22 protein-coding genes are annotated in these 25,271 nt (G+C 62.9%); 18 read left to right on the top strand and 4 right to left on the bottom strand.

The genetic code is table 11. The features are described from left to right. Positions 1-249: 249 nt before the first annotated feature. Both BM300_RS08430 and BM300_RS08425 read left to right on the top strand, forming a co-directional pair. On the top strand, positions 250-1,440 hold the full coding sequence (locus BM300_RS08430) for an NnrS family protein (protein ID WP_092145770.1): 1,191 nt from the start codon (positions 250-252) through the stop codon (positions 1,438-1,440). A 25-nt stretch (positions 1,441-1,465) separates the two neighbouring features. Further along, the gene (locus tag BM300_RS08425; RefSeq protein WP_063320844.1) at positions 1,466-1,903 is read left to right on the top strand and encodes a hypothetical protein; all 438 of its coding nucleotides are present in this window, start codon (positions 1,466-1,468) and stop codon (positions 1,901-1,903) included. Positions 1,904-1,978: 75 nt separating this feature from the next. Here BM300_RS08425 and ytfE read toward each other — a convergent pair whose 3' ends face one another. After that, a complete protein-coding gene (ytfE, locus tag BM300_RS08420; RefSeq protein WP_063320845.1) occupies positions 1,979-2,653 on the bottom strand; it encodes an iron-sulfur cluster repair protein YtfE in 675 nt (224 codons plus the stop codon). A gap of 160 nt (positions 2,654-2,813) precedes the next feature. Between ytfE and norR the strand changes: the two genes are divergently transcribed. The 8 genes from norR to BM300_RS08380 all read left to right on the top strand — a co-directional run bounded on the left by norR (position 2,814) and on the right by BM300_RS08380 (position 9,856). Beyond that, the gene (gene norR / locus BM300_RS08415; protein ID WP_092347906.1) at positions 2,814-4,346 is read left to right on the top strand and encodes a nitric oxide reductase transcriptional regulator NorR; all 1,533 of its coding nucleotides are present in this window, start codon (positions 2,814-2,816) and stop codon (positions 4,344-4,346) included. A 155-nt stretch (positions 4,347-4,501) separates the two neighbouring features. Then, positions 4,502-5,149 carry a pyridoxamine 5'-phosphate oxidase gene (pdxH, locus tag BM300_RS08410; protein ID WP_092462510.1) on the top strand — a complete coding sequence of 216 codons (648 nt, stop codon included), beginning with the start codon at positions 4,502-4,504 and terminating at the stop codon, positions 5,147-5,149. Between the two features lie 88 nt (positions 5,150-5,237). Next, positions 5,238-5,792, top strand: coding sequence for a molybdenum cofactor biosynthesis protein B (gene moaB / locus BM300_RS08405; protein WP_092145763.1), 555 nt, complete (start codon positions 5,238-5,240; stop codon positions 5,790-5,792). Beyond that, on the top strand, positions 5,789-7,024 hold the full coding sequence (gene glp / locus BM300_RS08400; RefSeq protein WP_092462509.1) for a molybdopterin molybdotransferase MoeA: 1,236 nt from the start codon (positions 5,789-5,791) through the stop codon (positions 7,022-7,024). The genes moaB and glp overlap by 4 nt, the downstream gene beginning before the upstream one ends. Positions 7,025-7,105: 81 nt before the next feature. Further along, complete coding sequence (locus BM300_RS08395) at positions 7,106-8,101, top strand: ubiquinone anaerobic biosynthesis protein UbiU (protein ID WP_092145759.1); 996 nt, start codon at positions 7,106-7,108, stop codon at positions 8,099-8,101. A gap of 11 nt (positions 8,102-8,112) precedes the next feature. Then, on the top strand, positions 8,113-9,003 hold the full coding sequence (locus BM300_RS08390; protein WP_092462507.1) for a U32 family peptidase: 891 nt from the start codon (positions 8,113-8,115) through the stop codon (positions 9,001-9,003). Continuing rightward, positions 8,997-9,467, top strand: a complete 471-nt coding sequence (locus BM300_RS08385; protein WP_092347921.1) for a ubiquinone anaerobic biosynthesis accessory factor UbiT — start codon at positions 8,997-8,999, stop codon at positions 9,465-9,467. Before BM300_RS08390 ends, BM300_RS08385 begins: the two co-directional genes overlap by 7 nt. After that, entirely contained in the window at positions 9,467-9,856 is a 390-nt protein-coding gene (locus BM300_RS08380; protein WP_092347924.1) for a putative zinc-binding protein, read from the top strand. The genes BM300_RS08385 and BM300_RS08380 overlap by 1 nt, the downstream gene beginning before the upstream one ends. A 169-nt stretch (positions 9,857-10,025) precedes the next feature. Here BM300_RS08380 and BM300_RS08375 read toward each other — a convergent pair whose 3' ends face one another. The 3 genes from BM300_RS08375 to BM300_RS08365 form a co-directional block, all read right to left on the bottom strand. Further along, entirely contained in the window at positions 10,026-10,703 is a 678-nt protein-coding gene (locus BM300_RS08375; protein WP_063320852.1) for a Crp/Fnr family transcriptional regulator, read from the bottom strand. Between the two features lie 225 nt (positions 10,704-10,928). Then, entirely contained in the window at positions 10,929-11,576 is a 648-nt protein-coding gene (narL, locus tag BM300_RS08370; RefSeq protein ID WP_003202460.1) for a two-component system response regulator NarL, read from the bottom strand. Next, on the bottom strand, positions 11,573-13,372 hold the full coding sequence (locus BM300_RS08365) for a HAMP domain-containing protein (RefSeq protein WP_092347927.1): 1,800 nt from the start codon (positions 13,370-13,372) through the stop codon (positions 11,573-11,575). Before BM300_RS08365 ends, narL begins: the two co-directional genes overlap by 4 nt. Before the next feature lie 308 nt (positions 13,373-13,680). Here BM300_RS08365 and BM300_RS08360 point away from each other — a divergent pair, with 308 nt between their 5' ends. The 8 genes from BM300_RS08360 to moaA all read left to right on the top strand — a co-directional run bounded on the left by BM300_RS08360 (position 13,681) and on the right by moaA (position 25,164). After that, entirely contained in the window at positions 13,681-14,982 is a 1,302-nt protein-coding gene (locus BM300_RS08360) for an MFS transporter (RefSeq protein ID WP_371856951.1), read from the top strand. Further along, entirely contained in the window at positions 14,960-16,357 is a 1,398-nt protein-coding gene (locus BM300_RS08355; RefSeq protein ID WP_092145748.1) for a NarK family nitrate/nitrite MFS transporter, read from the top strand. The genes BM300_RS08360 and BM300_RS08355 overlap by 23 nt, the downstream gene beginning before the upstream one ends. 65 nt (positions 16,358-16,422) lie before the next feature. Next, positions 16,423-20,196 carry a nitrate reductase subunit alpha gene (locus BM300_RS08350; RefSeq protein WP_092462505.1) on the top strand — a complete coding sequence of 1,258 codons (3,774 nt, stop codon included), beginning with the start codon at positions 16,423-16,425 and terminating at the stop codon, positions 20,194-20,196. A gap of 1 nt (position 20,197) precedes the next feature. Further along, a complete protein-coding gene (gene narH, locus BM300_RS08345; RefSeq protein WP_063320858.1) occupies positions 20,198-21,736 on the top strand; it encodes a nitrate reductase subunit beta in 1,539 nt (512 codons plus the stop codon). A gap of 2 nt (positions 21,737-21,738) precedes the next feature. Continuing rightward, positions 21,739-22,494, top strand: a complete 756-nt coding sequence (narJ, locus tag BM300_RS08340) for a nitrate reductase molybdenum cofactor assembly chaperone (protein ID WP_092145744.1) — start codon at positions 21,739-21,741, stop codon at positions 22,492-22,494. Further along, the gene (gene narI / locus BM300_RS08335; protein WP_063320860.1) at positions 22,487-23,167 is read left to right on the top strand and encodes a respiratory nitrate reductase subunit gamma; all 681 of its coding nucleotides are present in this window, start codon (positions 22,487-22,489) and stop codon (positions 23,165-23,167) included. Before narJ ends, narI begins: the two co-directional genes overlap by 8 nt. Before the next feature lie 10 nt (positions 23,168-23,177). Further along, positions 23,178-24,146 carry a peptidylprolyl isomerase gene (locus tag BM300_RS08330; RefSeq protein ID WP_063320861.1) on the top strand — a complete coding sequence of 323 codons (969 nt, stop codon included), beginning with the start codon at positions 23,178-23,180 and terminating at the stop codon, positions 24,144-24,146. A 25-nt stretch (positions 24,147-24,171) separates the two neighbouring features. After that, positions 24,172-25,164, top strand: coding sequence for a GTP 3',8-cyclase MoaA (gene moaA, locus BM300_RS08325; RefSeq protein WP_092145742.1), 993 nt, complete (start codon positions 24,172-24,174; stop codon positions 25,162-25,164). Positions 25,165-25,271: the final 107 nt, after the last annotated feature.

The raw sequence follows: 25,271 nt of genomic DNA, 5'->3' as shown, positions 1-25,271 counted from the left end.
GCGATGGCGTCGGATCAGTCAGTATTGAGTTGTCGGGCCCACCGCCATCGCGAGCAAGCTCGCTCCCGCAGGGGGGGAGGGGTATTTAGCGAATGGCTCGACCCGGTTCGGCAAGCCCCTTGCAAGTGACTGGTCGAGGCACCTGGCTGGCTTGATCTGAGACAAGGCCTGCCAGCGCCGATAGCCGATCATTCGAACCCTGGTTTGTCGTACTTCGCTGGCGGTTCAGCGAGGCAAAAGGAGTGATGTATGCAAGTGCTTGACCGTCGCAAGGCCATGGCCATTCTGCCGCTGTGGCGCCTGGCGTTTCGGCCGTTCTTCCTGGCGGGCTGCGTGTTGGCGCTGTTGGCCATTCCCCTGTGGCTGCTGGCGTTCACCGGGCGCTTGTCGACCTGGCAGCCAGCCGGCGGCTGGTTGGCCTGGCATCGGCATGAACTGTTGTTCGGTTTCGGCCTGGCGATCATTGCCGGGTTCCTGCTGACGGCGGTGCAAACCTGGACCGGAATCCCCGGCCTCAGCGGCAAGCGCCTGGCAACGCTGGCGTTGTTGTGGCTGGGCGCGCGGCTGGCCTGGTTGGTGGATGCGCCCTGGCCGTTACTGACGCTGCTGGAGCTGGGTTTTGCCCTGGCGGTCGCCGCGCTGATGGGCGTGATGTTGTGGCGTGTGCGGCAGAAGCGCAATTACCCAATTGTGCTGGTATTGCTGCTGTTGGCCGCCGCCGATGCGTTATCCGTATACGGCCTGGTGCAGCACGACGAGGGCTTGCAACGCCAGAGCGTGCTCACCGGCCTGTGGCTGGTGGCGGCGATGATGGGGTTGATCGGCGGGCGCGTGATTCCATTCTTTACCCAGCGCGGCCTCGGTCGGGTCGAGGGCGTTACCCCTTGGCCGTGGCTCGATCGCCTGTTGCTGGCAGGGGCGGCGCTGGTGGCGTTGTTGTATGCCTTCGGTCCGGCGCTGGTGACCAGCGTCTGGGTCGGCCTGTTGTTCGCCGCGTTGGCGGTGGGCCACGGGATTCGGCTGGTGCGTTGGCATGATCGGGATTTGTGGCGGGTGCCGCTGCTGTGGTCGTTGCACCTGGCCTACGCCTGGCTGGCGGTGGCTTGCCTGGGCATGGCGCTGTGGCACTTCGGCGTGCCAGTGAACCCGAGCCTGGCGGTGCATGGCCTGACCATCGGCGCCATGGCCGGGTTGATCCTGGCGATGGTTGCCCGTGTCAGCCTGGGCCATACCGGGCGCGCCCTCGAGCCGCCGGCGGGCATGACCCTGGCGTTCATCCTGCTGAACCTGGCGTGCCTGAGCCGCGTGCTGTTGGTGCTGCTGTTGCCGTTGGCCGGGCTGTGGCTGGCGGCGCTGTGCTGGACACTGGCGTTCGGTCTATACGCCTGGCGCTATGGGCCGATGCTGCTCAAGGCTCGGGTGGATGGGCATCCGGGATGAGCCGACTGGGCAGAGGGAATCGATAATGTACGGGGTCTTGCTGGTTACCCACCTGTTGGCGGCCATCGCCTTCATTGGCACGCTGTTTTTCGAGGTCTTCATCTGGCATGGCGCCCGTCGGCCGTTGGCCCAAGGCGTCAAGGACGCTGCCGACCAGGCCATCGCCCAGCGCTCGCGGCACGTGCTGCACGGCGTCGTGCTGGTGCTGTACGGCGCCGGCATGGCCCTGGCCTGGCAGCATCGCGGCGCATTGAGCCAGCCGTTGAGCAACAGCTTCGGCCTGCTGCTGAGCCTGAAGATCCTGCTGGCCCTGAGCATTATCGGTCACTATTTGTGGCTGGCGTACTGGCTCAAGCGCGGTCGCCTGACGCCGAACCGAGCCTGCTGGTTGCGTCGCAGTATCCTGGGGCACATGGTGTTGATCGTGGTGTTGGCCAAGGCGATGTTCTATTGGCAGTTTTGAGCAGGGATGGGAGCAACGAATGCCTGTGGGAGCAAGCTTTGCTCCCACAGGCGTAATGGGCAATGTTTGTGAGAGTTAACGGGCAGGCTTCATCGCATTGACGAACAGCACATTGTTTTCCAGGTGGATGTGCTGCATCAGGTCATCACGAAACTCCACCAACCCGCGATACAGGGCGCGCCAGGTGTTGCAGGCGTCGGCGGGCGGGGTGATCTGGTCGGTCAGGGCGAGCATGGTTTCCAGGGCTTCACCGTGCTGGTCGTGTTCGTAGCGCAGCACCTGGATCGGCGCCGAGGCCCGTTCGCCCAGGCCTTGTTGCAGCATCGGGAACAGCACCTGTTCTTCCTTGAGCATGTGGCCTTCGAGTTCCTGGTACATGTCCTGCAGGTGATCGGCCAGGCCGTTCGGGCAACTGGGTCGCGCACCGTGGACCTGCTCGACGCGCCGGGCCAGGCGGATCAGTTCCGGCAGCTGTTCGCGATGGCGTGCGTGGTAGCGCTCCAGGATGTGGCCAATCAAGGTCGCCTGGGGTTCGTCGCGCCAGTCATGGCCCAGCTCCCCAGCGGCTTGCAAGGTGCGCAGGGCGTCGGCGATCAGCAGCGGGTTCAGGCCTTTGCCCAGCGCCGCTTCACGCAAGGACTTTTGCCCGCCGCAGCAGAAGTCGAGGTTGTAATGATGGAAGGTACGGGTTGCACCGGGAATATCGCAGGCCAGTTGGCCGAGGCTTTGTTCCAGCAAATCGAGGCTCATCATGTTTCCTTGGGGTTGAATCCCGGCAGGGACGGATGAACGGACTTTGCAGTCGACGTGCCAGTTTCAACTGATTGAAAATAAAGCATTAAATTTTTGGCAGGGTGATTGTCACCCTGACTGTTGAGGGTCAAACGAACCCTGGAGGGTCATCACTACCATGCTGCGTGAAAGCCTGGCCGCCGACCTGATCGTCGAGCTGCCCAATGCGGTGCGATTGCAGCGCCTGGTGCAGACCCTGCGCGAATACTTCAACAGTGGCGCCGTGGGATTGTTGCGCCTGGACGACGACAGCCTCAGGCCCGTGGCGACCGTGGGCCTGGTCCACGAGGCGCTGGGCCGACGGTTCGTGATTGCCCAACACCCACGCCTGGCGGCAATCATGGCCTCGCGCGAACCCACCTGGTTCGAGCCTGACAGTCGCTTGCCGGACCCTTATGACGGCTTGCTCGACAACCATGTCGGCGAGCCGCTGCCGGTGCACGACTGCATGGGCGTAAGCCTGTATGTGGAAGGCCGGCTCTGGGGCGCGATCACCCTGGATGCGTTGCACGCCGGTACCTTCGACAGCCGCGCCCGAGAGGAACTCAAGCGCTGCACCTTGCAGATCGAAGCGGCGGTGCGAGTCACTCGGCTCGAGCAGGAAAACCGCAGCCTTAGGGCCTCGCGCAGCGACCCGGCGGACCTGCGTCTGCCGGCCGAGGAGGGCGAAATCCTCGGCCGTAGCGAGGGGCTGCAACAGTTGCTCAACGAGTTGGATGTACTGGCCGACTCCGAACTGCCGGTGCTGTTGCTGGGCGAAACCGGCGTGGGCAAGGAATTGTTCGCCCGGCGTCTGCATCGCTTGTCCCGGCGCGCCCACAAACCATTGGTCCAGGTCAATTGCGCGGCGTTGCCGGAGTCCCTGGCCGAAAGCGAATTGTTCGGCCACGTCAAAGGCGCGTTCTCTGGCGCGACCACCGACCGCGCCGGGCGTTTCGACGCGGCCAATGGCGGCACTCTTTTTCTCGACGAAGTCGGCGAGTTGCCGCTGAGTGTGCAGGCCAAGCTGCTGCGCACCTTGCAGAACGGCGAGATCCAGCGCCTGGGGGCGGACAAGCCGCTGCACGTCGATGTGCGGATCATCGCCGCCACCAACCGGCACCTGCCTGACAGCATTCGCGACGGGCTGTTTCGCGCCGACCTGTACCACCGGCTTTCGGTCTACCCGGTGCCGATCCCACCGCTGCGCGAGCGTGGCCACGATGTGTTGATGCTGGCCGGGCACTTTCTCGAACTGAACCGCACGCGCCTGGGCTTGCGTGGCTTGCGCCTGTCACCGGCGGCTGAACAGGCGCTGCTGGCGTACTCCTGGCCGGGCAACGTGCGGGAGCTGGAACATGTGATCAGTCGCGCGGCGTTGAAGCAACTGAGCCGGGGCGCCAGTCGCAGCCTGATCATGACCTTGGAGCCGCAGGTGCTGGATCTGGATGTCAATGCCGGCGCCGTCACGGCCCAGGCGTTGCCGGAGAGGCCCCTGGAAACGCTCGATGCGCCGTTCCAGCCCTTGGGTGAGGCGGTTGATGCTTGTCAGCGACAGGCGATCCTCACGGCTCTGGAGCGTTGCGGGCAGAATTGGGCGGGGGCGGCGCGGTTGTTGGAGGTTGATCCGAGTAACTTGCATAAGCTGGCGCGGCGGTTGGGGCTCAAGTAGCCGTTGATCTGTCAGGCCGCGTTGCCTTCATCGCGAGCGAGCTTGCTCGCGATAGCGCCCTTCAACTCACCACAAGAACCACCATTGACAACGATCAAGGCCCACCATCGCCGCAGAATCCACACTGGCCCAAACCCATCGTGGAGATCACCGTCATGCCCCTTTCCCTGGCCAAAATGCGCCGTCAGTACACCCTCGATGGCCTGGATGAAGTCCAGGCACCCGACGACCCCATGGCTTTGTTCAGGCTCTGGATGCAACAGGCCCGAGACACCGAAAGCCCGCCGGTGGAAGCCAACGCCATGGCTTTGGCAACGGTAGATGAGCAGGGCCGGCCTCACTGTCGGGTGTTGTTGCTCAAGGGCTTCGACGCCCAGGGCTTTTCGTTTTTCGGCAACTACGACAGCGCCAAGGGACAGAACCTGGCGGCCAACCCGTGGGCGGCCATGACGTTTTTCTGGCCGGGGCTGGAGCGGCAAGTGCGGATTGAAGGACTGGTCTGCAAGCTTGATCCCGCGTTGTCGGATGCCTATTTCGAGTCCCGTTCCGTCGCCAGTCGCCTCGGTGCCTGGGCGTCGCCACAAAGCCGACCACTGGAGGACAGGGCCGCGCTCGAGACCTTGCTGGCGCAAACCGAACAACGTTTCGCCGATCAACCGGTGCCACGTCCCGCGCATTGGGGCGGCTATTGCCTGCGACCCGAACGGCTGGAATTCTGGCAGGGCCGCGCTGACCGTTTGCACGATCGCCTCGACTACCGCCTGCAGGATGGCGCCTGGCAGCGCAGCCGCCTGGCGCCTTGAGCGCCGAGGGAGGTACCTCCAAGGAGGAATAGGCCCGGCAACGATTGCGGTTCAGGCTGGGCCATCTTTTCTGACAGGACGGCTGATCATGGCCCATCTGACGCAACGCCTCTTTCAACCACTGAACATCGCGGTCCTTACCATCAGCGATACGCGAACCTTCGAAACCGACACCTCGGGCCAAACCCTGGCGGACCTGCTGCAAACAGCCGGACACGTGCTCATCGACCGTGGGCTGGTGAAGGACGATATCTACCAGATCCGCGCCCAGGTTTCCCAGTGGATCGCCGACCCTAAGGTGCAAGTGGTGCTGATGACCGGCGGCACCGGGTTCACTCCGCGCGATAACACACCCCAGGCCGTGGCGCCGTTGCTGGACAAGCACGTCGACGGTTTTGGTGAGTTGTTCCGCCAGGTGTCCCTGGCGGAAATCGGTATGTCCACGCTGCAATCGCGCGCCTTGGCGGGCATGAGCAATGGCGTGCTGGTGTGCTGCTTGCCAGGCTCGCCGGGGGCTTGCCGGACCGGCTGGGAAAAGATCCTGGTCGGGCAACTGGACAGCCGCACTGGCCCGTGCAATTTCACCCCGCATCTCAAGCCGCAGGCCGGCATTGCTCCGACCGCCTGCGAGACACGCTCGTGAGCGGCAAGGTGTGCGACAGCGGCGTGCTGATGCCGGTGGATGAGGCGATTCGTCATCTGCTCGACCAGGCCCCGCCGCCACCGCCCGTGCAACGGGTTGGCCTGGACCAGGCCCTGGCGCGTGTGCTGGTCGCCGACATTCTGTGCCCGATGAACCTGCCGGCCTGGGATAACAGTGCGATGGACGGCTATGCCCTGCGGGCCGCTGACCTGCCGGGTGACGGCGGCTACCTGCTGTTGGGCGGGCGGATCGCCGCGGGTGACGAGCCGGGCGAGCCGTTGCAGGCCGGGCACGTCGTGCGGATTTTTACTGGCGCGCCGCTGCCACCGGGGGCCGACACGGTGGTGCCGCAGGAAAGCTGTCGCGTCGATGGCGAGCGGGTCTGGTTGCCGTCGGTCAACGGCGGTGACCATGTTCGCAAGGAAGGCGAGGAACTGCGTCGAGGAGACCGGCTGCTCGAAGCCGGCACGCGCTTGCGTGCCCAGGAGTTGGGTTTGCTCGCCGGTGCCGGCGTCGGCCAGGTGGACGTCTATCGCCCCTTGCAAGTGGGCTTGCTCAGCAGCGGCGATGAGCTGCGCGAGCCGGGCGAGCCACTGGCGCCAGGACAGATCTACAACAGCAATCGTCATAGCCTCGCCGCACTGCTGCGCGGTTGGGGTGTCGAGGTGCATGACTTCGGGGTCATGCCCGACCAGCTATTGGCTAGTCGACAAGCGTTGCGCCTGGCCGCCGCCGAATGCGATGTGCTGATCACATCGGGCGGTGTCTCGGTGGGTGAAGAAGACCACCTCAAGCAAGCCATCGAAGCCTTGGGCAGCATCGACCTCTGGCGCCTCGCCATCCAGCCGGGCAAGCCCCTGGCCTTTGGGGATGTGGAAGGCAAGCCATGGATTGGGCTACCGGGCAATCCTTCAGCGGCGTTGATTACCGCGTTGATCGTCGTGCGTCCCTTCCTGTTCCGCACCCAAGGCATGGGCGACGTGCTGCCTGTACCGTTGCAACTGCCGGCCGGGTTCGATTGGCTCAAGCGCAACCGACGCCGGCAGTATCTGCGGGCCAGGTTGGTCCCGGATGCCAACGGCCACCTGTGTGTGGAACTGCACCCTCAGCAAAGTTCGGCGATGCTGACGGCCGCTTGCTGGGCCGATGGGCTGGCGGTGGTGGAGTGTGAGGCGCAACTGCACAAGCACGACAAAGTGCTGTACCTGCCATTCGCCGAGCTGATGCATTGACGGCAATTGATTGCCGTCAAGGTCGCCGGCCGAGGGCTGGCTAGACTGGCGGCGCTTGAGTTTTTCTCATGAGGATGCCCCATGCAACTGGTTTGCCCGGCAGGGAATCTGCCTGCCCTCAAAGCGGCGGTGCGCCAAGGCGCCGATGCCGTCTATGTCGGCTTTCGCGATGACACCAATGCCCGGCATTTCGCCGGGCTGAACATGGACGACAAGCAGTTCGACGCGGCTGTCGCACACATCCGTCAACACCAACGCAAGCTGTACGTGGCGGTCAATACCTACCCGCAGCCCAAGGGCTGGGAACGTTGGCAACGGGCGGTGGACCGTGCCGCCGATTTCGGCGTGGATGCCCTGATTGCCGCCGACCCCGGCGTGCTCGGCTACGCCAGCCAGCGCCACCCGAAACTGGCGCTGCACCTGTCGGTACAAGGCTCGGCGACCCACGCTGCGGCCCTGGCTTTTTACGCCCAGCGCTATGACATCCGCCGCGCCGTGCTGCCGCGGGTACTGTCCCTGGCCCAGGTGCGACAGGTGGCGGCTGCCAGCCCGGTGCCGATCGAAGTGTTCGGTTTCGGCAGCCTGTGCATCATGGCTGAAGGCCGTTGCCACTTGTCTTCCTACATCACCGGCGAATCGCCGAACCTGTGCGGCGTCTGCTCGCCCGCCAAGGCGGTGCGCTGGAGCGAGGATGCCCAAGGCCTCAGCGCACGCCTGAGCGAGGTGCTGATCGACCGCTACACCCCCGAAGAACCGGCCGGTTATCCGACCCTGTGCAAAGGCCGCTTCCTGGTAGGCGGCAAGCGTTTCCATGCGCTGGAAGAACCCACCAGTCTCGACACCCTTGACCTGTTGCCGGAGCTGGCGGCCATCGGCGTCGAAGCGGTGAAGATCGAAGGTCGCCAACGCAGCCCGGCCTATGTTGAACAAGTGACCCGGGTCTGGCGCGCCGCACTGGATGCCCACCAGGTCGCGCCGCAACGGTTCCGGGTGCGGGAAGAATGGCGCCAGGTGCTGGCTGGCTTGTCCGAAGGCAGCCAGACCACCCTGGGTGCCTACCATCGATCATGGCAATGAGGGGAGGCCAGATGAAACTCAGCCTGGGACCGGTCCTGTTTTACTGGGACAAAGCGCAACTGGGGAATTTCTATGCCGAGATGTCGGCATTGCCGCTGGACGTGATTTATCTGGGGGAAACTGTGTGCTCCAAGCGCCGGGCCTTTTCTCTGGATCAATGGCTTGGGCTGGCGCGCGAGCTACAGACGTGCAGTCAGGCACAGATCGTGTTGTCGAGCCTGACACTGATCGAAGCGGCTTCGGAGCTGTCTTCGCTGCGCCGTCTGTGTGACAACGGCCAATTATTGGTGGAAGCCAATGACATGGGCGCGGTGCAGTTGCTGGCCGAACGCAAGCTGCCTTTCGTGGGCGGTCCGGCGTTGAATTTGTACAACGGTCACGCCTTGGGCCAATTGCTCGACAGCGGCATGGTCCGCTGGGTGCCACCGGTGGAGTGTTCGGCGGCGCTGATTGGCGATGTGCTGGAGCAAGTGCGAGACATGGAGCGTGAGGTGCCTGAAGTCGAGATCTTTGCCTACGGCCATCTGCCCCTGGCTTACTCGGCGCGCTGCTTCACCGCTCGGGCCGAAAACCGGCCCAAGGACGACTGTCAGTTCTGCTGCATCAATTACCCCGATGGCCTGGCGCTGAGCAGTCAGGAGGGGCAGCCGTTGTTTACGCTCAATGGCATCCAGACGATGTCCGGTGAGGTGAGCAACCTGCTCGCTGATTACAACGCCCTGGTGGCTTGCGGGGCCGACATCCTGCGCTTGAGTCCGCGGGCCCAGGGCATGGCCGAGGTGGTCAGCGCGTTTGATCGCGTGCGCCAGGGGGAGGCGCCGCCGCTGTTTGTCGAGGGCTGCAACGGCTACTGGCACGGCCATGCCGGCATGTTGAAGGTAGAGGAGGCGGGCCTGTGTTGAGTCCGAAGAAGTGGGTGCTCAAGGGCGCTGATCGCTTGCTGCCCCTGGTGGGCAAGGTGCCGTTCGTGGTGCAGCGCCTGGCGTTGCAACAGGCGCTCAATCGTTGCCTGGCCGAGCCGCTGCGCGATGGCGGGTTCGATGTGCTGCGTGGACGCTGGTTGTGCCTGCGGGTGCCGGACCTGAAGTTGTGCTGGTACCTGACCCTGGCGCGCGATGGATTGCGCATCGCCGAGCGGGCCGAGGCCCAGGTCACCATCAGCGGTAACTGGCGCGAGTTCCTGTTGCTGGCCAGCCGTCAGGAAGACCCCGATACGTTGTTCTTCCGGCGACGGCTGGTGATCGAGGGGGACACGGAGCTGGGGCTGGCGCTGAAGAACCTGATCGACAGTCTTGATCCGGAGGTATTGCCGCCTTGGTTGTGGCGCAATCTGGAGCGGGCGGGCAAGGGGTTGGCCGCAGTGTGATGAAAGCCCCAACCCTATTGCCCCTGGTGTATTCCTGTTCCGGTTGCTCCAACGTGGCGCAACTGGCCAACAACGTGGCCTTGCGCCTGGACCGCGCTGGCCTGGCCGAGATGTCCTGCATCGTCGGGGTCGGCGGGCATGTGGCGTCGCTAGTCAACAAGGCACGCTCGGGGCGGCGGATCATTGCCTTGGACGGTTGCCCGTTGCAATGCGTCCAGGCGTGCTTGCAGCAACACGACCTGGAAGCGGATGTGCATGTGATCCTGAGTCAGTTGGGCTGGCGCAAGCGTTTCGGGGTCGAGTGCTCGCAAGAAGAGGGCGATGCGTTGTTCGAGCGGTTGATACCGATGATAGGGGTTGATGAGATCGATGGGCCGAGCGGCGAGTAAAGAGCCCATACACTCCCTGTGGCGAGGGGATTTATCCCCGCTGGGCTGCGAAGCAGCCCCAAAGCTGAGTCTGCAGTGTATCAGGCAGTTGAGGGGGCGCTACGCGCCCCAGCGGGGATAAATCCCCTCGCCACAGGGGGACGGGGTGCCCGCTGTATAGGATTCGCAGCTATTGCTGGTAAGCCTCCAACGCTTCCTCGGCCAGGATACGAATGTTGCGCCGTTCCATGGCGATCAGGCCACCGTCCACCAAACGATGCAGAATGCGCGAGAAGGTCTCTGGCTGAATCCCCAGCTTGGAGGCCACCAGGCGTTTGGACACCTGCAGCACCAACTGACCGTTGCGTGGATCGCGCTCCTGCAGCAGGAAATTGATCACCCGCCGACTGGCGCTGGCCAGGGTCAGGTTGTCGATGTCCTTGAGGCGTTGGTGCAGGTGGATGCTCATGCTCGCCAGGATCGCCAGGCAGACTTTGGGCTGGTCCTCCAGGGCCTTGCGGTAGTGGGTGCCCTCGATGCTCACCAGTACGCTGTCCTTGATTGCCGACGCACTGACCGGGTAGCACCGGGCCTCGCTGAATAGCAGGGCCTCGGCGAAGGTCTGTCCGGGCTGGATGATCTCCACCAGGTTCTCCTGGCCTTCGCCGGTGACCCGGAACAGCTTGATCTGGCCACTGACCAGCAGGAAAAACCGCTTGGCCGGGTCGCCCTGGTGCATGAGCGTGCTGTTGCTGTCCAGGCGCCTGAGGACGGCCAGGCTGCAGACATCTTCAAAGACCCGCTCCGGCAATTGGCTGAACAGGTGATGACGACGCAACAGTAAAACGATGGAAGGGTGGGTCAGCATGGCGTACCTCCGCGTGCCGTCATGGTAGGGCCCAAATCGTCGCCGGCCTATGCCTCGGCAGGCCTACCTCGGAAGAGGGAGGCCTGATGACTATCCTTGTGGCGAGGGAGCTTGCTCCCGCTGGGCTGCGTAGCAGCCCCAAAAAACAGGGCCGCTGCGCGCCCCAGCGGGAGCAAGCTCCCTCGCCACAGGTTATGTGTTGCTCATGGAATCTATTCGCCTGGCCTAACCCGCCCCGCGCAGATGTTCCATCGCCCACACCGCCGCTTCGACCCGTGAACGCAAGCCGAGCTTGTGCAGCAGGTTCTTCACATGCACCTTGACCGTGCCTTCGGTGATGCCCAGCTTGTGCCCGATGACCTTGTTGCTGTAGCCGCCAGCGATGGTCTTGAGCACCTGGCGTTCGCGCTCGGTCAGTTCTACATCGGCCTGGCGCGGTGGCGAGCGCAGCGCCTGGGCCATGACGCGGGTCAGGCCGGGGCTGATCACCAGGGCGCCGTTGAGGGCATCGCGGATGTACTGGATCAGCAACTCCGGCTCCATGTCCTTGAGCAGGTAGCCGTTGGCGTCCAGGCGCAGGGCGTCGCGAATGTCGTCCTCGGCATCGGACACGGTGAACAGCAGCACCTTGCCGGTGTAGTGCATGGCGCGCAGCCGGCGCAGGGTCTCGATGCCGTTCATCTGCGGCATGTTGTTGTCCAACAACACCAGGTCGGGCTTGAGCGGTTCGATCAGGGTCAGGGCTTCTTCGCCGTGGCTGGCTTCGCCAACGATCTGCAAATCGTCTTCGAGCTCAAGCATCTGACGGATGCCGCGACGCATCATCGGATGATCGTCGACCAGTAGCAGGGTGTGGCGCAGGGGGGCGTTCATGTTGCGAGGCCTTCGGTGTGTTGGCCCAGGAATTCCGGTTGGAAATGCACCTGGATGCGGGTGCCCTGGGGGGTACGGGAGTGAATCTGGAGCTGGCCGCGCAGGCTGCGGGCCCGTTCGTTCATGATGTTCAGGCCATGGTGTTCGCGCTGGTCCACCTCGCCGCTGAAGCCCCGGCCATCGTCTTCGATCGACAGCCGCACGGTCTCGCCTTCCTGGCGCAGTTCGAGCCAGGCGTTTTCGGCATGGGCATGGCGCAGGCAGTTGGACAGGGCCTCACGGGTGATCTGCAGGATATGGATCTGCTCGCTGGCCGACAGCTCGAAGGCCAGGGTGTCGACGAACAGATGCACTTTGAAGTCCCCGCGGTTGGAGAACTCCTCGGCAGTGTCCTTGAGTTCTTCGACCAGGCCGTCATCGTGGATCTGCAAGCGGAAGGTGGTCAGCAACTCGCGCAACTGGCGATAAGCATTGTTGAGCCCTTCGCGCAGTTCACCGGTGACGGTCTCCAGGGTCTGCACCGGTTCGCCTCGACGCATCAGGGTCTGCATGCGGCTGACTTGCAGCTTCATGTACGACAAGGCCTGGGCCAGGGAGTCGTGGAGTTCGCGGGCAATGATCGTGCGTTCATCGAGCAGCAGCAGACGATGGTCCTGTTCGCGCTGGCGCTTGAGCGATAGCGACGTACCAATCAGGTTGGCCAGGGCCTGGATCAATGCGGTTTCCCAGGGCTGCGCGGCGTGGCCGTCGACAAAATGGGCCTTGAGCTCACCCAGTTCGTTGCCCTGGTTGCTGATGCTGAAGGCTTGCGGGCGTGCAGCGTTGTGTTTATGACAACTGGCGCAATCGCTGCTGGCGCAGACCTGGCGGCTGTCGGCGCCATGCAACGCCAGCAGGTGCCTGGCCGGTGCCTGCAATTGCCCTTGCAGGCACAGCGTCAGGCGCAGGCCCGGCAGGCGTTGTTGGAAGCGTCGGATCAGTTCATCCAGCCCTTCGGCATTGGCCTGTCGCGTCGCCAGGCTGCGACTGCTTTGGTACAGCAGTTCCAGGGCGGCGTTGGCCTGTTGCAGGTTCAGGGTCTTTTGCTGGACCTGGTTTTCCAGGGTGCGGTGCGATTGCTCGATGGTCTCGGCCATGGTGTTGAAACTGGTCGCCAACTGGCCCAGTTCATCTTCGGACTGGTGATTGACCCGCACCTGGAATTCGCCACGACGAAAGCGCTGGGTGGCGTCCACCAGTTCCTGCAAGGGCGTGACCACGCCGTACTGCAATTCATACAGGCCGATCAGCAGGATGATCATGGTGCTGAACAGCGCCGCGCCCTGGATCACCTGCTGCCAGCCTTGCTTGTGCTCGCTCTGACGTTGCAGCAGGGTGACGAACTGGTCCAGTTGATCGACGAAGGTGTTGGCGCTGGCCTGGAAAAATGCCGAGTCACCACGCTCGATGGCCGGGCGCAAAGTCTGGTTCCAGCGCTGCACAAGGTCGCGATAGCTCTTGTGCAGGGAGGTTTCCGGCCCATCTTCCAGCACGGCGCGCAGGGCAGGGCTGTCGAGGCGTTGTTGCAGGCTGGCGATGATCGCGGGGACGTCGTCGTTGGCCCCCGCCGCCAGTTTCCAGCTCAGGTGGTAGGTTTCCATGCGCACGGAGCCAGCGGTATTGATAGCGGCAGCGTCGCCCTGGCTGAACCAGGCGATCAATCCGGCGCTCAAGGAACTGGCCAGGGCCAGGATGGCGATGAGGATCACCGCCAGCCCGGCGCGAGCGGGCAGGGAGCTGCGCAGCCAGCGCATCATCGACGCGGGCCTGCGGGGCAAAACTGTGATGCGAGCATAGGGGCGCCCTGGACCTGGGGGGTGTAGCAGCCAATCCTGGGCGCACTACCTCTAAAGAGTTGTCGGCCGCTCCATTTCCATAAAAGCTTCGGCAGACTTGTTCAAGATATTGATAAATAAAGGGTTGTATCAATATCCGGGTCTACCTCCTTGGAGGTAGACGGGGCAAGCATAGGCCTGGACCGCCCCGGCACACGTTGACCCAAGTCAAGTTTTTGCGGGGTTCGTATCACTAGGCTGCGCTCATCGAACTGACGGAGTGCATCGTGATGCGAGCGCAAGTGCAACAAGGGCTGGTACTAGGGATGAGTACCCTGGCCTTCACCGTGTGCTTCATGGTCTGGATGATGTTTGCCGTGCTCGGCGTTCCGATCAAGGAGCTGCTGGCCCTCAACGAGACCCAATTCGGCCTGCTGGCGGCCACGCCGGTGCTGACCGGCTCGTTGGTGCGTTTGCCCCTGGGGCTTTTGACCGACCGCTTTGGCGGGCGGATCGTGTTCTTCCTGCTGATGCTGTCCTGCGTCCTGCCGCTGTATTTGATCACCCTCGCCACGGCCTTCTGGCAGTTCCTGGTGCTGGGCCTGTTCGTCGGCCTGGCCGGCGGTTCGTTCTCGGTGGGCATCGCCTATGTCGCCAAGTGGTTCGACAAGCAGAACCAGGGTTTCGCCATGGGCGTGTTCGGTGCCGGCAACGCGGGTGCGGCGGTGACGAAGTTTCTCGCCCCGGCCCTGATCGCGTTCGGCTCCTGGCACCTGGTGCCCAAGGTGTTCAGCGCCATCCTGTTCATCACCGCGCTGCTGTTCTGGTTTCTCACCAGCGAGAAAAAGGAGCACAGCGGCACCGGCGGCGCCACATTGCGCGAGCAGTTGAAAACCCTGAAAGAGCCGGCCGTGTGGCGCTACTGCCAGTACTACTCGATCGTCTTCGGCGGCTACGTGGCCCTGGCCTTGTGGATGACCAAGTACTACGTGCAGGAATACGGCTTCAGCCTGCAAAGCGCGGCGCTGCTGGCGGCGTGTTTCTCCCTGCCTGGTGGCGTGCTGCGGGCCGTCGGTGGCTGGATGTCCGACCGCTGGGGCGCCCAGAGCGTGACCTGGTGGGTGTTGTGGGTCAGCTGGATCTGCCTGTTCCTGCTCTCCTACCCCCAGACCCAACTGCAAGTGCAAACCGTCAACGGCATCGTCGATTTCCATATCGGCCTCAACGCCACGCTGTTCACCGTGCTGCTGTTCGTGATGGGCATCGCCTTCGCGTTCGGCAAGGCCTCGGTCTTCAAGTACATCGCCAACGACTACCCGAAAAACATGGGGGCAGTGTCCGGCATCGTCGGCCTGGCCGGCGGCCTGGGCGGGTTCGTGCTGCCGATCATGTTCGGCGCCCTGGTGGACCTCACCGGCGTGCGCTCGTCCTGCTTCATGTTGATGTACGGCGTGGTCTGGGTCTCCCTGGCCTGGATGTACTTCAGCGAAATACGCAAGCGCCCGCTGCTGGGTAAACAGCCGCCGGCCATTCAATCCCCGTTTTCCAGCATTGCCCAAGGAGAAGAACATGTCCGTTCTGCAAACGCCTGAAAAGGGCCCGGTCATTCATGACTGGCGTCCGGAAGATCCTGCTTTCTGGGGCAGTAGCGGCAAACTGACCGCCCGGCGCAACCTGTGGATTTCCATCCCGGCGCTGCTGTTGGCCTTCGCTGTGTGGATGGTCTGGAGCACGGTGATCGTGCGCCTGAATGCCATCGGCTTCAGTTTCAGCACCGACCAACTGTTCTGGCTGGCGGCATTGCCGGGGCTGTCCGGTGCGACCTTGCGCATCTTCTACTCGTTCATGGTGCCGATCTTCGGTGGCCGGCGCTGGACCGCCCTGAGCACCGCATCGCTGCTGATCCCGGCGTTGTGGATGGGCTTCGCTGTGCAGAACCCGGCCACGCCCTACAGCGTGTTCGTGTTGATCGCGTTGCTCTGCGGTTTTGGCGGCGGCAACTTCGCCTCGAGCATGTCCAACATCAGCTTCTTCTACCCCAAGTCCCAGCAAGGCACGGCCCTGGGCCTGAACGCCGGGCTGGGTAACCTGGGGGTGTCGGTGATGCAGTTCAGCGTGCCGTTGGTGATCTCTTTCGGCGTGTTCGGCTTCATGGGCGGCCAGCCCCAGGTGTTGGCTGACGGCAGCTCGCTGTGGTTGCAGAACGCCGGTTTCATCTGGGTGCCGTTCATCCTCGCCGTGACCCTGATTGCCTGGTTCGGCATGAACGACCTGTCCAGCGCCCGTGCTTCGTTCAGCGAGCAGGCGGTGATCTTCAAGCGCAAGCACAACTGGCTGATGTGCTGGTTGTACCTGGCGACCTTCGGCTCGTTCATTGGCTTTTCCGCCGCGTTTCCCCTGCTGATCAAGACTTCGTTCCCGGAAGTCATCGCCCTGAAATTCGCTTTCCTCGGCCCGCTGGTGGGCGCGCTGGTGCGGCCGTTGGGCGGCTGGCTGGCGGACAAGCTCGGTGGGGCCAAGGTCACCTTGTGGAACTTCGTGCTGATGATTCTGATGGTGTTCGGGGTCATGCACTTTTTGCCCCAAGGCGGCCAGGGCGGCAACTTCTACGGCTTCCTGGGCATGTTCATGTTGCTGTTCATCACCACGGGTGTGGGCAACGGTTCGACCTTTCGGATGATCCCGGTGATCTTCCGCACCCTGCATGAAAAAGCCGCCCTGGGCAAAAAGCCCGAGGTGCGCGAGCAAGCGCTCAAGAATGCCGGCAAGGAGTCGGCCGCGGTGCTGGGCTTCAGCTCGGCCATGGGCGCCTTCGGGGCGTTCTTCATCCCCAAATCCTTCGGCACTTCGATGGCCCTGACCGGCGGCCCGGAGATGGCCTTCTACATGTTCGTCGGCTTTTACCTGAGCTGCATCGTGGTGACCTGGTGGTGGTACGCCCGCAAGGGCGCGGCGACACCCTGCTAAGACGAATTCAACTATTGCGTGGGCGGGGCGCAGACCCCGCGGAGCAAGCCTGAGAGGAACACACTGTGAGTCATTTATTGGATCAACTGCGGTTTTTCAACCGTAAGCAAGGCGAGTTTTCCGATGGGCACGGCGAGACCCGCAAGGAGTCCCGCGACTGGGAGAACGTCTATCGTTCGCGCTGGCAGTACGACAAGATCGTGCGGTCCACCCATGGGGTGAACTGCACCGGTTCGTGCTCGTGGAAAATCTACGTCAAGAACGGCTTGATCACCTGGGAAACCCAGCAGACCGACTATCCGCGTACCCGCAACGATCTACCCAACCACGAACCACGCGGCTGCCCTCGCGGCGCGAGCTACAGCTGGTACATCTACAGCGCCAACCGGCTCAAGTACCCGAAGATTCGCAAGCCATTGCTCAAGCTGTGGCGCGAAGCCCGGCAGACCCTGCCACCGGTGGAAGCCTGGGCCAGCATCGTCGAGGACAAGGCCAAGGCCGACTCCTATAAAAGCAAGCGCGGCATGGGTGGCTTCATCCGTTCCAACTGGGAAGAAGTCAACGAGATCATTGCCGCCGCCAACGTCTACACCGTCAAGACGCACGGCCCGGACCGGGTGGTGGGCTTCTCGCCGATCCCGGCCATGTCGATGGTCAGTTATGCCGCCGGCTCGCGCTACCTGTCGCTGATCGGTGGCGTGTGCCTGAGCTTCTATGACTGGTATTGCGACTTGCCGCCCGCTTCGCCGATGGTCTGGGGCGAGCAGACCGACGTGCCGGAATCGGCCGACTGGTACAACTCCAACTACATCATTGCCTGGGGCTCCAACGTCCCGCAGACCCGTACCCCTGACGCCCACTTCTTCACCGAGGTGCGCTACAAGGGCACCAAGACCGTGGCGATCACCCCGGACTATTCGGAAGTCGCCAAGCTCACCGACCTGTGGCTCAACCCCAAGCAGGGCACCGACGCCGCACTGGCCCAAGCCTTCAACCATGTGATCTTCAAAGAATTCCACCTGGACAAGCCCAGCGCCTATTTCACTGAATACGCCAAGCGCTACACCGACCTGCCGGTATTGGTGATGCTCAAGCCGATGCTTGGCGCTGCGCCGGGTGCCGGTTACCAGCCGGACCGTTTCCTGCGGGCCAGTGACCTGACCGACAACCTCGGCCAAGAGAACAACCCGGAATGGAAAACCATCGCCATGGATGCCGCTGGCGAACTGGTTTCGCCCCAAGGCTCCATCGGCTATCGCTGGGGCGAGAAGGGCAAGTGGAACATCCTGCCCCGTGAGGGCGGCGAGGGACGTGAGATCGACCTCAAGCTGAGCCTGATCGGTGGCGACGTCGCCGAGGTGGCCTTCCCGTATTTTGCCGGCGAAGCCCAGGAGTACTTCCAGCACGTGGCCGGTGATGCGGTGCAGTTCCGTCGGGTGCCGGTGCACAGCGTGGTGCTGGCCGATGGCAGCGTGGCGAAAGTCGCCACTGTATTCGACCTGTCGGCGGCCAACCTGGCGATCGACCGTGGCCTGGGCGGCGCCAACGTTGCCAAGGACTATGACGACGCTTCGGTGCCCGGCACCCCGGCCTGGCAGGAGCAGATCACTGGCGTAAGTCGCGAGAAGGCGATCCAGATCGCCCGCGAGTTTGCCGACAACGCCGACAAGACCCGTGGACGCTCGATGATCATCGTCGGTGCAGCGATGAACCACTGGTACCACATGGACATGAACTACCGCGGGCTGATCAACATGCTCATGCTCTGCGGTTGCGTCGGCCAGACCGGCGGCGGTTGGGCTCACTATGTGGGCCAGGAAAAACTCCGTCCGCAATGCGGCTGGCTGCCCCTGGCCTTCGGCCTGGACTGGAACCGTCCGCCACGGCAGATGAACGGCACCAGCTTCTTCTATGGCCACAGTTCGCAATGGCGCCACGAGAAGATGAGCATGCACGACGTGCTCTCGCCCCTGGCCGACAAATCGCAGTTCCCCGAGCACGCCCTGGACTACAACATCCGTGCCGAACGGGCCGGCTGGTTGCCGAGCGCGCCGCAACTCAACACCAACCCGCTGCACATCTGCCGCGATGCCGCCGCCGCGGGCCTGGAACCCAAGGACTACGTGGTCAAGTCGCTGCAGGACGGTTCCCTGCGCTTTGCCTGCGAACAGCCGGACAGCCCGGTGAACTTCCCGCGCAATATGTTCATCTGGCGTTCCAACCTGCTGGGCTCCTCGGGCAAGGGCCACGAGTACATGCTCAAGTACCTGCTGGGCACCAAGAACGGCGTGATGAACGAAGACATCGGCCATGGCACCGAGTGCAAACCCACCGAAGCCGAATGGGTCGACGAGGGCGCCATTGGCAAGCTCGACCTGGTGACCACCCTGGACTTCCGCATGTCCTCGACCTGCGTGTACTCCGACATCGTCTTGCCGACCGCCACCTGGTACGAAAAAGACGACATGAACACCTCGGACATGCACCCGTTCATCCACCCGCTGTCGGCCGCCATCGATCCGGCCTGGGAATCGCGTTCGGACTGGGAAATCTACAAGGGCATCGCCAAGGCGTTTTCCGCCATGTCGGTCGGCCACCTGGGTGTCGAGAAAGACCTGGTCACCGTACCGCTGATGCACGACAGCGTCGGCGAACTGGCCCAACCCTTTGGCGGCACCGACTGGAAAAGTGCCGGTGTGGCGCCGGTCCCGGGCAAGAACGCACCGAACCTGCAGGTGGTGGAGCGCGACTATCCGAACATCTACAAGCAGTTCACCTCCCTGGGCCCGATGCTGGAAAAACTCGGCAACGGCGGTAAGGGCATCAACTGGAACACCGAGACTGAAGTGAAATTCCTCGGCGAACTGAACCACAAAGAAGTCGAGGCCGGCATCAGCCAAGGGCGGCCGAAGATCGACAGCGCCATCGACGCCGCCGAAGTCATCCTGTCCCTGGCCCCGGAAACCAACGGCCATGTCGCGGTGAAAGCCTGGGCGGCGCTGTCGGAGTTCACCGGCATCGACCACAGCCACCTGGCCGTCTCCAAGGAGCACGAGGCGATTCGTTTCCGCGACATCCAGGCCCAGCCACGCAAGATCATTTCCAGCCCGACCTGGTCTGGCCTGGAAGACGATCACGTGAGCTACAACGCCGGCTACACCAACGTCCATGAGTCGATCCCATGGCGCACCATCACCGGTCGCCAGCAGTTCTACCAGGATCACCCGTGGATGCAGGCGTTCGGCGAGCAACTGATGAGCTATCGGCCACCGGTCAACACCCGCACCATCGCCGGCGTGAAGGGCAAGCGCAGCAATGGCGAGACCGAGATCGTCTTGAACTGGATCACCCCGCACCAGAAGTGGGGCATCCACAGCACCTACAGCGACAACCTGCTGATGCTGACCCTGAGCCGTGGCGGACCGATTGTCTGGCTCTCGGAAATCGACGCCAAGCGCGCCGGTATCGAGGACAACGACTGGATCGAATGCTTCAACGTCAACGGCGCGCTGACCGCCCGTGCGGTGGTCAGCCAACGGGTCAAGGAAGGCATGGTGATGATGTATCACGCCCAGGAACGGATCGTGAACGTGCCAGGTTCCGAAACCACCAAGACCCGTGGCGGTCACCACAACTCGGTGACCCGCGTGGTGCTCAAGCCCACCCACATGATCGGTGGCTACGCCCAGCAGGCCTACGGCTTCAACTATTACGGCACGGTCGGTTGCAACCGCGACGAATTCGTCGTGGTGCGCAAGATGGTCAAGGTCGATTGGCTCGACGGTTCCAGTGGCGATGATTTGCCGCGTCCACTGCCGACTGATATCGAGGAGAACTGAGATGAAGATTCGCTCACAAATCGGCATGGTCCTGAACCTGGACAAATGCATCGGCTGCCACACCTGCTCGATCACCTGCAAGAACGTCTGGACCAGCCGCGAAGGCATGGAGTACGCCTGGTTCAACAACGTCGAATCCAAGCCGGGCATCGGCTATCCCAAGGAATGGGAAAACCAGGACAAGTGGAAGGGCGGCTGGATCCGCAACGCAGACGGTTCGATCAACCCGCGCATCGGCGGCAAATTCCGCGTACTGGCGAATATCTTCGCCAACCCGGACCTGCCGAGCCTGGACGATTACTACGAACCGTTCGACTTCGACTACCAGCACTTGCACACCGCACCGCTGGGCGAGCACCAGCCCACCGCGCGACCACGCTCGGTGGTGTCCGGCAAGCGCATGCAGAAGATCGAGTGGGGCCCGAACTGGGAGGAAATCCTCGGCACTGAATTCGCCAAGCGGCGCAAGGACAAGAATTTCGACAAGATCCAGGCGGACATCTATGGCGAGTACGAAAACACTTTCATGATGTACTTGCCGCGCCTGTGCGAGCACTGCCTGAACCCGGCGTGCGCGGCGTCGTGCCCGAGTGGCGCGATCTACAAGCGCGAAGAGGACGGCATCGTCCTGATCGACCAGGAGAAGTGCCGCGGCTGGCGCATGTGCATCAGTGGCTGCCCTTACAAGAAGATTTACTTCAACTGGAAGAGCGGCAAGTCGGAAAAATGCATCTTCTGCTACCCGCGCATCGAAGCCGGGATGCCGACTGTCTGCGCTGAAACCTGCGTTGGACGGATCCGTTACCTCGGCGTGTTGCTGTACGACGCCGACCGTATCAGCGAAGTGGCAAGCACCGCCGATGAGAAGGACCTGTACGAGAAGCAACTGGAGATTTTCCTCGACCCCAACGACCCGGCAGTGATTCGCCAAGCCCTGGCCGATGGCGTGCCGCAGTCGGTGATCGATTCGGCGCAACGCTCGCCGGTCTACAAAATGGCCGTGGATTGGAAACTCGCACTGCCGCTGCACCCGGAATACCGCACCTTGCCAATGGTCTGGTACGTGCCGCCACTGTCGCCGATCCAGAACGCTGCCACGGCTGGCACCGTGGGCATGAACGGGGTGATCCCGGACGTCGACAGCCTGCGCATCCCGCTGCGCTACCTGGCGAACATGCTCACCGCCGGTGATGAAAAACCGGTCAAGCTTGCGCTCAAACGCTTGCTGGCGATGCGTGCCTACAAACGTTCCGAGCAGGTCGACGGCGTGCAGGATCTGCAAGTGCTGGCCGACGTCGGCTTGAGCGTGAACCAGGTGGAAGAGATGTACCGCTACCTGGCCATCGCCAACTACGAAGATCGCTTCGTCGTACCAAGCGCCCACCGCGAAGACGCCATGAGCGACGCGTTCGCCGAGCGCTCCGGTTGCGGCTTCAGCTTTGGCAGCGGTTGCAGTGGCAGCTCCGACACCAACATGTTCGGTGGCAAGAAGGCCAACCGCCGCGACGTGATCAAAACCGTGCAGTTGTGGGAGGAATGAGCATGCGCATTCTCAAGGTGATTTCGTTGCTGCTCGACTACCCGACCGAGACCCTGGTGGCCGGTCGGGATGAGCTGGAACAAGCGATTCTCCAGGCACGGGAAATCAGTCCGAACCAGCGCGCCGGGCTGTTTGAATTGCTGGAGGTGATCTGCGGCAAGGACCTGATGGATGGCCAGGAGCACTACGGTGCGCTGTTTGGCCGCGGTCGTTCGCTGTCGCTGCTGCTGTTCGAACATGTCCATGGTGAATCCCGCGACCGTGGCCAGGCCATGGTCGACATGATGGCCCAGTACGAAGAGGCCGGTTTTGCCATCGGCGTCAAGGAACTACCTGACTACATCCCGCTGTACCTGGAGTTTCTTTCCACCCGCGAAGACCTCGAGGCCCGCGAGGGCCTGGCCGATGTGGCGCACCTGCTGGCCTTGCTCGCGGCGCGCCTGGACGAACGTGAAAGTGCCTACGCCAGTTGCTTCCGGGCCTTGCTACAAATCGCCGGGGCCGAGCCTCAGGTGGCCGTGGCCGAGTTGCGCGAGCAAGTGAAGGCCGAGCCACGGGATGACTCCCTCGAGGCCCTGGACAAGGTCTGGGAAGAAGAGGCGGTGGATTTCATGAAGGCCGAACAGCAGGACCGTTGCAGCTCGATGCCCAGCGCGCCGGGCAAGGCGCGAGACGAAAGTGCGGTGCCGCTGCACTGGGTGGATTTTCAGCATGAAGGGCTGGCCGCAGCGCCAGCCGGGGAGGTGGGTAATGTCTAAATGGGATCTGTTGTTGTTCGGGGTCTACCCCTACGTCGCCTTGGCGATTTGCCTGCTTGGCAGTTGGGCACGCTTTGATCTGTCCCAGTACACCTGGAAGGCCGGTTCCAGCCAGATGCTGAACAAGCGCGGCATGCGCGTGGCCAGCAACCTGTTTCACATCGGCGTGCTGTTCGTGCTGGCCGGCCACTTCGTCGGCCTGCTGACACCCTCGGCGATCTATCACCATGTGTTGAGCACCGAAAACAAGCAATTGCTGGCGATGGTCTCCGGCGGTTTCTTCGGCGTACTGGGCCTGATCGGCCTGGTGATGCTGCTCAACCGTCGCCTGACCGACCCTCGGGTTCGCGCCACCTCCAATGCGTCGGACATCCTCGTGCTGGTGGTGCTGTTGGTGCAACTGGTACTGGGGCTGATGACCATCGTGGCCTCTACCGCCCATATGGACGGCTCGGTAATGGTGATGCTGGCCGATTGGGCCCAGAACACCGTGCTGTTGCGTCCGGTTGAAGCCGCTACCTCGATAGCGCCAGTAGGCCTGGTCTACAAGCTCCACGTGGTGCTGGGCCTGACCCTGTTCGTGCTGTTCCCGTTCACCCGTCTGGTCCATATCGTCAGTGCGCCGGTCTGGTACCTGGGACGTCGTTATCAAATCGTTCGGCAGAAGTTTTGAGGAGAAGATCATGGCGAGTGGATGCGGATGTGGCGGTAGTGGTGGCGGCAGCGGCGGCTGCGGTTCTTCGGCAAAAGCGGCACCGGTGATCGCGCCGGTGGCCGATGCCGAACCGGCGGGGGCGGTGCAGTTCGAGCCGGCCCAGGCCGGGCCGGTGGCGGAGGATGAAGCGCCACAGTTGATTGCCAGCAGTGAACAGGAGTGGCCGATCATCAGCGTCAACGGGGTGTCGATCACCCCGCAGGCGATGGCCCAGGAGCTGCAATACCACCCGGCGGAAAGCCGCGAGGAGGCGGTTTATCAGGCGGCACGGGCCTTGGTGATTCGTGAATTGCTCCAGCAACGCATCGCCGAACTGGGCCTGGCGTTACAGGTCGGCGCCGGCGAAAACGAAGAGGAAGCGGCCACGCGGCTATTGCTCGAACGTGAGGTGCAGGTGCCGCAGTGCGACGAGGCCACCTGCCTGCGTTATTACGAAAGCAACCGAGCGCGGTTTCACAGCGCACCGTTGCTGGCGGTGCGGCACATCCTGCTCGAATGCGCGCCGGACGATGCCGAGGCGCGCAGCCTGGCCCATGTCCAGGCCGAGCTGCTGCTGGAGCGGCTGGATCAGTTCCCGGGCAGTTTTGCCGAGTTGGCGCTCAAGCATTCGGCGTGTCCATCCAAGGAGCAGGGCGGCTCGCTGGGGCAGATCAGCAAGGGCCAGACTGTGCCTGAGCTGGAGCGCCAGTTATTCACCCTGCCGGCGGGCCTGGCCGGTAAACCGCTGGAAAGTCGCTATGGCTGGCACGTGATCAGCATCGACCAGCGCATCGATGGCCAGCCATTGCCGTACGAGGCGGTGGCGACGGCGATTCGTACCCAGTTGCAGCAGGGCGTGTGGCAAAAAGCGCTGGTGCAGTACCTGCAAACCCTGATCGGTGCGGCGGACATTCGCGGCATTCATCTTCAGGGTGCCGACTCGCCGCTGGTGCAGTGAGTACGGGCTCAATCAGGAGGTCTTCATGAATGCGGTGTTGCAGGACGGATTTGGGCGCCAGATCGATTATTTGCGGATGTCGGTGACCGATCGTTGTGATTTTCGTTGTGTGTATTGCATGGCGAAAAACATGACGTTCCTGCCGCGTCAGCAGGTGTTGACCTTGGAGGAGTTGCAGCGTCTGGCGCGGCTGTTCGTCGGCCTGGGGGTGAAGAAAATCCGCCTGACCGGTGGCGAGCCGCTGATCCGTCCGGGCATCGTCGGGTTGTGTCGCGAGATCGCGGCATTGCCCGGCCTGCGGGAACTGGTGATGACCAGCAACGGCTCGCAGTTGGGGCGATTGGCCCAGCCGCTGGTCGATGCTGGCGTCAAGCGCATGAACATCAGCCTCGATAGCCTGGACGGCGAACGTTTTCGGGCGATTACCCGCAACGGCAACCTGGACCAGGTGCTGGCCGGGATTGAAGCGGCGCAGGTCGCTGGGTTCGAGCGGGTCAAGTTGAACTGCGTGGTGATGAAAGGACGCAACTTCGATGAGGTCCCGGCGCTGGTGCAGTACGCCATCGATCAACGCATCGACATCAGTTTTATCGAGGAGATGCCGTTGGGGGAGGTGGGGCGTTCCCGGGGCGAGTCGTTCTGTTCCAGCGATGAGGTCCGGGCTGTGATCGCCGCTCATCACCGGTTGCTCGACAGTACGGAGAACAGTGGTGGCCCGGCGCGTTATGTACGTTTGGAACAGCATCCGGATACCCGGATCGGTTTCATTTCCCCCAACACTCACAACTTCTGCGCCAGTTGCAATCGCGTGCGCATGACCGTTGAAGGGCGCTTGCTGTTGTGCCTGGGGCAGGAGGATTCTCTCGATCTGCGTGGCTTGTTGCGGCGTTATCCGTTGGATGACCAGCCGGTTATTCAGGCGGTGCAGAAGGCGTTGCGTGGGAAGCCTTTGCGCCATGACTTCAATCCTGGTGGGGAGGTGCAGATTGTGCGGTTCATGAATATGAGTGGGGGTTAAGGGCTTACGCAGACCCCGTGGCGAGGGAGCTTGCTCCCGCTGGGGTGCGCAGCAGCCCCGTACTGTTCTGAGCGCTGGGATTTGTTGATTGGGGGCATATCCGTTGC

Origin of the sequence: Pseudomonas sp. NFACC46-3 (assembly GCF_900114515.1) — a bacterium.
Lineage (GTDB): Bacteria > Pseudomonadota > Gammaproteobacteria > Pseudomonadales > Pseudomonadaceae > Aquipseudomonas > Aquipseudomonas fluorescens_Q.
The sequence above is the reverse complement of the archived record's forward strand: the minus strand, read 5'-3'. Positions and strand labels throughout refer to the sequence as shown.